Source organism: Pseudomonas sp. C321 (genome assembly GCF_055407105.1).
The window spans coordinates 628,180-635,541 of record NZ_JBUZRB010000004.1 but is presented as its reverse complement, the minus strand read 5'-3'; the positions used below and the strand labels follow the sequence as shown (position 1 = coordinate 635,541).

At 56.3% G+C, this 7,362-nt stretch carries 3 protein-coding genes; all 3 read left to right on the top strand.

Features of this window, described 5'->3' with window-relative positions; translation table 11 throughout:
* The first annotated feature begins 7 nt into the window (after positions 1-7).
* The 3 genes from ACZRJ6_RS15690 to ACZRJ6_RS15680 all read left to right on the top strand — a co-directional run bounded on the left by ACZRJ6_RS15690 (position 8) and on the right by ACZRJ6_RS15680 (position 7,186).
* The gene (locus tag ACZRJ6_RS15690) at positions 8-5,155 is read left to right on the top strand and encodes an Ig-like domain-containing protein (protein ID WP_463993541.1); all 5,148 of its coding nucleotides are present in this window, start codon (positions 8-10) and stop codon (positions 5,153-5,155) included.
* A 100-nt stretch (positions 5,156-5,255) separates the two neighbouring features.
* Positions 5,256-6,167 (top strand): OmpA family protein, encoded by a 912-nt coding sequence (locus tag ACZRJ6_RS15685; RefSeq protein ID WP_463968433.1) that lies wholly within the window; start codon positions 5,256-5,258, stop codon positions 6,165-6,167.
* Positions 6,168-6,256: 89 nt separating this feature from the next.
* Positions 6,257-7,186, top strand: a complete 930-nt coding sequence (locus ACZRJ6_RS15680; protein ID WP_463968434.1) for an OmpA family protein — start codon at positions 6,257-6,259, stop codon at positions 7,184-7,186.
* The last annotated feature ends 176 nt before the right edge of the window (positions 7,187-7,362 follow it).

The window sequence follows — 7,362 nt, the reverse complement described above, 5'->3', positions numbered from 1 at the left end:
AGATGACGTGGGCTCGATCAAAGGCGATCTGCAGAAAAACGCTGTCACCGACGATGCCCGTCCGACTCTGGAAGGCACCGCCGAAGCGGGTACTACGGTCTCGATCTACAGCAACGGCAAGTTGTTGGGTACCGTCGATGCTGATGCGAAAGGCAACTGGAGCTTCACGCCAGATGTGGACCTGAAAGACGGCTTGCATAACCTGACAGCGACCACGACCAATGCGGCCGGCAATATCAGCCCGCAAACCGGTCTGTTCCCGATCACCGTCGACACCACAGCTCCGGGCAAAGCCACGGCTGAACTGAGCGATGACGTGGGCGCAATTCAAGGCCCAATCGTCAGCGGTGACACCACCGACGACAACACCCCGACCTTCAGCGGTAAAGCTGAAGCCAACAGCACCGTGGTCATTTATGACCAAGGGGTTGAGATCGGTCGCGTACCGGTTGATGACAAGGGTGTTTGGAGCTTTACGCCGGGCACACCATTGGCCGAAGGCGGTCATGGCCTGAGCACGGCGGTCGTAGACAAAGCCGGTAACCTGGGCGAACAAAGCGCTGTGATCGACTTCACGGTCGACACCCGCGCAGTCGATGTAACGATCACTCGCGTAGCGGATGACGTTGGCAGCAAACAGGGCAACCTGGCCAATGGCGACGTCACTGACGACACCAAACCAACCTTGCACGGCAAGGCGACGGCCAACTCGACCGTCAACATCTACGACGGCAAGGTATTGCTGGGTTCGGCCCAGTCCAATGGCAAAGGCGAGTGGAGCTTCACGCCGACTCAAGCTTTGGCAGAAGGCGAGCACAGCCTCACCGCAACCGTTGTCACCGCAGCCGGTGGCGAAAGCGATCCAACCTCTGTGTTTGACTTGACCGTCGACACTTCGGCCCCGGGTAAAGCCGTCATTGGCGAAGTGTTCGACGACGTCGGCGAGATCCAGGGTCCGATTGCCAACGGTGGCAGCACCGATGACACCACCCCGACTTTGTCGGGCAATGGCGAACCGGGCAGCACCGTGCATATCTACGACAACGACAGCCTGTTGGGCAGTGTTGAAGTGGATGGCAAAGGTAACTGGAGTTTCACCCCAAGCCCGCTGAACAACGGCGAGCATAGCTTCACCGTGACCAACGAAGACAAGGCCGGCAACGTCAGCGCGCCGTCCGATGCCTACGTAGTAACGGTCGACACCATTGCACCGGTTAAGCCAACTATTGAGTCGGTCTACGATGACGTGGGCGATGTACAGGGCAACCTGAAACCAGGCGAAATCACCGACGACAGCAAGCCAACCCTCAGCGGTAAAGCTGAAGCCAACAGCACCGTCGTCATCTATGACAAAGGTGTTGAAATCGGCAGTGCGCCGGTCGATGTTTCGGGCAACTGGGTCTTTACCCCAACGACAGCGTTGGTCAACGGCAGCCATACCCTGACCGTTGCTGCCTTCGACACTGCGGGTAATAGCAGTGATCTTTCTGCAGGTTTTGGTTTCACCGTGGACACCGCGCCGCCGAGCAAGCCGACGATTGATACGGTGTATGACGATGTGGGCTCCATCACGGGCATCGTGAGGCAGGGTGGGGTTACCGATGACACCAAGCCAACCATCAGCGGTAAAGCGCAAGCCAACAGCACCGTGGTCATTTATGACAAGGGTGTACAGATCGGTAGCGTCGTTGCGAACGCAGCCGGGACCTGGACGTTTACGCCAGCGACGGCATTGGCTAACGGTGTGCATACGCTGACAGCAAAAGCCGTCAACGCGGCGGGTAACGCCAGTGCTGCGTCGGATAGCTTTGGCTTCACTGTGGACACAGTGGCACCGCTTACGCCGACGATTGATGCGGTGTATGACGATGTGGGCGCCATCACAGGTGTGGTAAAGCCAGGTACTGTCACCGATGACACCAAGCCGCTTATCAGTGGTAAAGCGGAAGCCGGCAGCACCGTGATCATTTATGACAAGGGTGTTCAAATCGGTAGTGTCACCGCGAGCGCATCGGGAGGCTGGACGTTTACCCCAAGCACTGCATTGGCTGACGGCGTGCATACGCTGACCGCCAAAGCTATCGACGCGGCGGGTAATACCAGTGGCTTGTCTGCAGGTTTTGGTTTCACCGTGGACACTGCGCCGCCGGGCAAACCTACGATTGATACGGTGTACGACGATGTGGGCTCCATCACGGGCATCGTGAGGCAGGGTGGGGTTACCGATGACACCAAGCCAACCATCAGCGGTAAAGCTGAAGCCAACAGCACCGTGGTCATTTATGACAAGGGTGTACAGATCGGTAGCGTCGTTGCGAACGCAGCCGGGACCTGGACGTTTACGCCAGAGACGGTATTGAATTACGGTGTGCATACGCTGACAGCAAAAGCCGTCAACGCGGCTGGCAACGCCAGTGCTGCGTCGGATAGCTTTGGTTTTACTGTCGACACAGTGGAGCCGAATACGCCAGCGATTGATTCGGTGTATGACGATGTGGGCTCAGTTACGGGAAACCTTAGACCGGGTGCTATCACCGATGACACCAAGCCGCTTATCAGTGGTAAAGCGGAAGCCGGCAGCACCGTGATCATTTATGACAAGGGTGTTCAAATCGGTAGTGTCACCGCGAGCGCATCGGGATTCTGGACGTTTACCCCAAGCACTGCATTGGCTGACGGCGTGCATACGCTGACCGCCAAAGCTATCGACGCTGCGGGTAATAGCAGTGGTCAGTCTGCAGGATTCGGTTTCACCGTGGACACCGCGGCGCCGAGCAAGCCTACGATTGATACGGTGTATGACGATGTGGGCTCCATCACGGGCATCGTGAGGCACGGTGGGGTTACCGATGACACCAAGCCAACCATCAGCGGTAAAGCTGAAGCCAACAGCACCGTGGTCATTTATGACAAGGGTGTACAGATCGGTAGCGTCGTTGCGAACGCAGCCGGGACCTGGACGTTTACCCCCTCGACGGCACTGGTTAACGGTGTGCATACGCTGACAGCAAAAGCCATGAACGCGGCGGGTAACGCCAGTGCTGCGTCGGATAGCTTTGGCTTCACTGTGGACACAGTGGCACCGCTTACGCCGACGATTGATGCGGTGTATGACGATGTGGGCGCCATCACAGGTGTGATAAAGCCAGGTACTGTCACCGATGACACCAAGCCGCTTATCAGTGGTAAAGCGGAAGCCGGCAGCACCGTGATCATTTATGACAAAGGTGCAGAAATCGGTAGTGTCACCGCGAGCGCATCGGGAGGCTGGACGTTTACCCCAAGCACTGCATTGGCTGACGGCGTGCATACGCTGACCGCCAAAGCTATCGACGCAGCGGGTAATACCAGTGGCTTGTCTGCAGGATTCGGCTTCACCGTGGACACTGCGCCGCCGGGCAAGCCTACGATTGATACGGTGTATGACGACCAGGGTTCCATCACGGGTGTCGTTAGGCAGGGTGGGGTTACCGATGACACCAAGCCAACCGTTTACGGCAAGGCTGAAGCCAATAGCACCGTGGTCATTTATGACAAGGGTGTAGAGATCGGTAGCGTTACTGCGAACGCCTCGGGTAGCTGGTCGTTTACCCCCTCGACGGCACTGGTTAACGGTGTGCATACGCTGACAGCCAAAGCCTTCAACGCGTCGGGCAACGCCAGTGCTGCGTCGGATAGCTTTGGCTTCACTGTGGACACAGTGGCACCGCTTACGCCGACGATTGATGCGGTGTATGACGATGTGGGCGCCATCACAGGTGTGATAAAGCCAGGTACTGTCACCGATGACACCAAGCCGCTTATCAGTGGTAAAGCGGAAGCCGGCAGCACCGTGATCATTTATGACAAAGGTGCAGAAATCGGTAGTGTCACCGCGAGCGCATCGGGAGGCTGGACGTTTACCCCAAGCACTGCATTGGCTGACGGCGTGCATACGCTGACCGCCAAAGCTACCGACGTAGCGGGTAATACCAGTGGCTTGTCTGCAGGTTTTGGTTTCACCGTGGATACTGCCACTATCTCGATCACGCGCGTGGTGGATGATTTTGGCGTCAGTCAGGGTAATCTTGCTAAAGGTGATGTCACCGACGACAGCACCCCTACCTTGCACGGAACGGCTAACGCCAATTCCAAGGTTAATATCTATGATAAGGGTGTATTGCTGGGTTCAACTCAGTCCAGTAGTACGGGTGAGTGGAGTTTTACTACGACTAAGTTGCCTGAGGGGCAGCATAAACTTACCGCAACTGTAGTAACTGCAGTGGGTGGTGAAAGCACACCGACGTCTATATTTGATTTTTCTATCAAAAACTCGAGGGGTAATGAGCTTATTGACTTTAACAGAATACCAGCAGGAAAATTTACCTCAGGGAGCCACGTGCCAGGCAGCTCATTGAAAGTTGAAAGTGAAGATGGACTGGAGCTCATAACTTTTAAGGGGGAAGGGGACGGATCGCAAAAGCTTTGGGTTGGTGGTCCCTCGACTGCGGTACTGACGCACTATCTCACAAAGTTCACTCTTGATGAGGCAGCAGTCAAGGTGACTTTTGAGTTTTACGCTGAAAGTAGCAAGCAGCCAATGTATGTAGCATTTTTTGATCTTGCTGGTATCGAAATAGGCAGACAAAGTTGGGGTACTACTCCTATCAATAATCGTTCGGGATTTGTCTCGTTCACCGCACCTGCAGGTAAAGCGATTGGGAGTTTTCACTACGCGACTCCATCTGGAGACGGTAATGGAACGCTTATTGACAATATAAATATAACTCGTGATTTAAACGGTGGCGGTAAGCTGTTCGCTGCTGATGAAATACAAGAGGAGGGGGCAGCTTCCAACGCTCAAGATAGCTTCTTCCTTAGCGGGGTGGTCAATATGGAGGAAGACTCTAGTGTCTTGAAGATATCGTTGGCCGATGTTTTGGAAAGCGGACATAACGATATGTTCGTCAACGACGAAAATGTACAAATGATGATCGAGGGTAATGAACATAATAGTGTTGAGTTGTCGGCTCTTTTGCTCGATGGCACCGACATTGGTAGCTGGGAGTCTGTGGGGGATGTCACAGTTGCAGGTGTGGTTTACAACACCTATCAACACTCCACACTCGACGCCGAGTTGCTGGTGCAACAGGGCGTAACGGTGAACTTGGTATAAACATCAGAGGCGGTACTGGGTACCGCCTCATCAACTCACTTGTTTCCATTTTTAGCCATGGGCGTTGCTGACTATCAGCGCCCAAGGCGGAGCTTCGGCTATGTTCAAGCAAAAAAAACAACGGGCGACATTGTTCTGTGCGGTTTCACTTATCAGTGCCTTGTCGGTTGAGGCATGGGCGGCACCCTCGGTAAAGGCTTTTGACACTGATTACAAACCCGGTGTCAGCGCCAGCACCGTGCAAGCCCAGGTGATTTACTACCGCGTGGCTGAGCCTGCCCCGACACCGGGGGCGGCTCATGTGTATGTCGATCGCGAATTCCACAATGGCCTGCTACCGGGTGGATATACCCGGATCTGTGTGGCGCCGGGCAAACACCTGCTGGGCAGTTACCTGAATGATGCGCCGCTGTACCGAGGTAAAACCGGTGAATCCTTCGAGGCTAATCTGGAAGCGGGCAAGACTTACTTTCTGCGGGTAAGTGCCAGTAACAAGCCCCTGGTGGTTGCACAAAAAGACGCCGAGCGAGAGCTGCAAGGTAGCCGGGCACAGGTCCACACGCTGTCTCGCGCATCGAGCGTGGAGGATTGTCGTAACACCCTCGATATGGCCGTTACCTATAAGGATTACAGCCTGTCGGGCGATGTCCTGTTCGCGTTCGGCAAGTCTGGCAACGCTGACATGACCCGTGAAGGGCGCGACGCCATTCGGGCGTTGGTCGGACAGTTGTCGCGGGATGCCTTGGAACCCAGACAAATCGACGTGATCGGCCATGCGGACCCCATCGGTTCAGCCGCGGCTAACAGGGTTCTGGCCCTGAAGCGTGCTCAAACGGTGCGGGGCTTGTTGATCGAAGGCGGGCTGCCAGCCAACAAGATCACTGCCGTGAGCGCGGGCAGTCAGGAGTTGGAGGTCGCTGATTGTGCGGGGTCGCGCGCGGAGCAAGTGGCCTGTCATGCGCCGAATCGGCGGGTAGTGGTTCGCGTCGATACAGGTTCGCCCCAGTCCTGATAGCAAGGCTTAGCACGGCGGGTGGCGAGCGCTGCCTGCCTGTCCTTCAACCCTCAATCGCCAGCCTGTTGGCTGGCTGTGGCGTAGCTATGAGTATTAATTCTGTCAGTCCCTGGCGGCGATGCCTGTCGCTGGGTTTAGTTGTGTTGTGCGTGCCTTTTTACGCGCCGCAACTCTGGGCTCGCCCCACCGTGACCCAGAGTGAACAACCTTATCAAACAGTGCCGCCGGTGGCCGCCGATCAGGCGCAAGTGGTGTATTACCGTGCTGCAGAAGGGGTACAGCGGCGCAGTGCCGCGCATGTGTACATCGATCGTGAGTTCCATACCAGCCTGTTGCTGGGTGGCTATAGCGCCTTTTGTGTCGTGCCCGGGGTGCATACGCTGGGCGCTTATCTGGGTGACGAACCGCTTTACCCAGGCAAGCGCAACGACCTGTACCAGGCCACGCTGAAAGGCGGCCAGACTTACTTTTTACAGGTGCGTGAAGATGGCAACACGTTACCGCTGGCAGTGGAACGCGCCGAAGCCGAGTCGAAGTTGCGCATGATTTATGCGCAACGGCACGTGTTGTCGAGGGCGTCCCGGGTCGAGGCCTGTCGTCATTACAACTTCCTGGAAACCCACAAGGCGCCAGATCAGGACTACAGCTTTACCACGCAGCAGCTGTTTCTCAAGAACAAGCTGCAACTGTCCACGGCGGGACAACAGGCGCTGCGTCAACTTCTTCAGGGCTGGCAACAGCAAGGTGTGAAAGTCCACGAGATTCGTGTCGAGGGGCATACCGACCCGCTGGGTAACGAAGCTGAAAATCAACTGCTCGGTCTGCAGCGCGCCGATGCAGTGCGCGAGGCGTTGATTGCCCAGGGGATTCCGCAAGCGTTGGTCAGTGCGTCGAGCAGCGGTCATCGAGAGCCGGTGGTGAGTATCTGCTATGGCAGCGGTGCAGAGCAGCGTGCGTGTTATGCCCCCAATAACCGGGTGGTGCTGAAGGTCCGCTCGAAAAAGGACGCGTTGTGAAGCGCACGTTAAGACGGCCAGTACGTTTTTGAGACAAGTCCTGTTCTGGCACTAGCGCCGGGGCGTCAGAATCCTCTTATCGTTTTCAAGACGCCCAATGGCGCGATGGGCACACCGTCGCGCCTTTCGCGTGAACGCTTTGCGAACTTCATCTTCAGCGGCCCGCCCTATGGCGT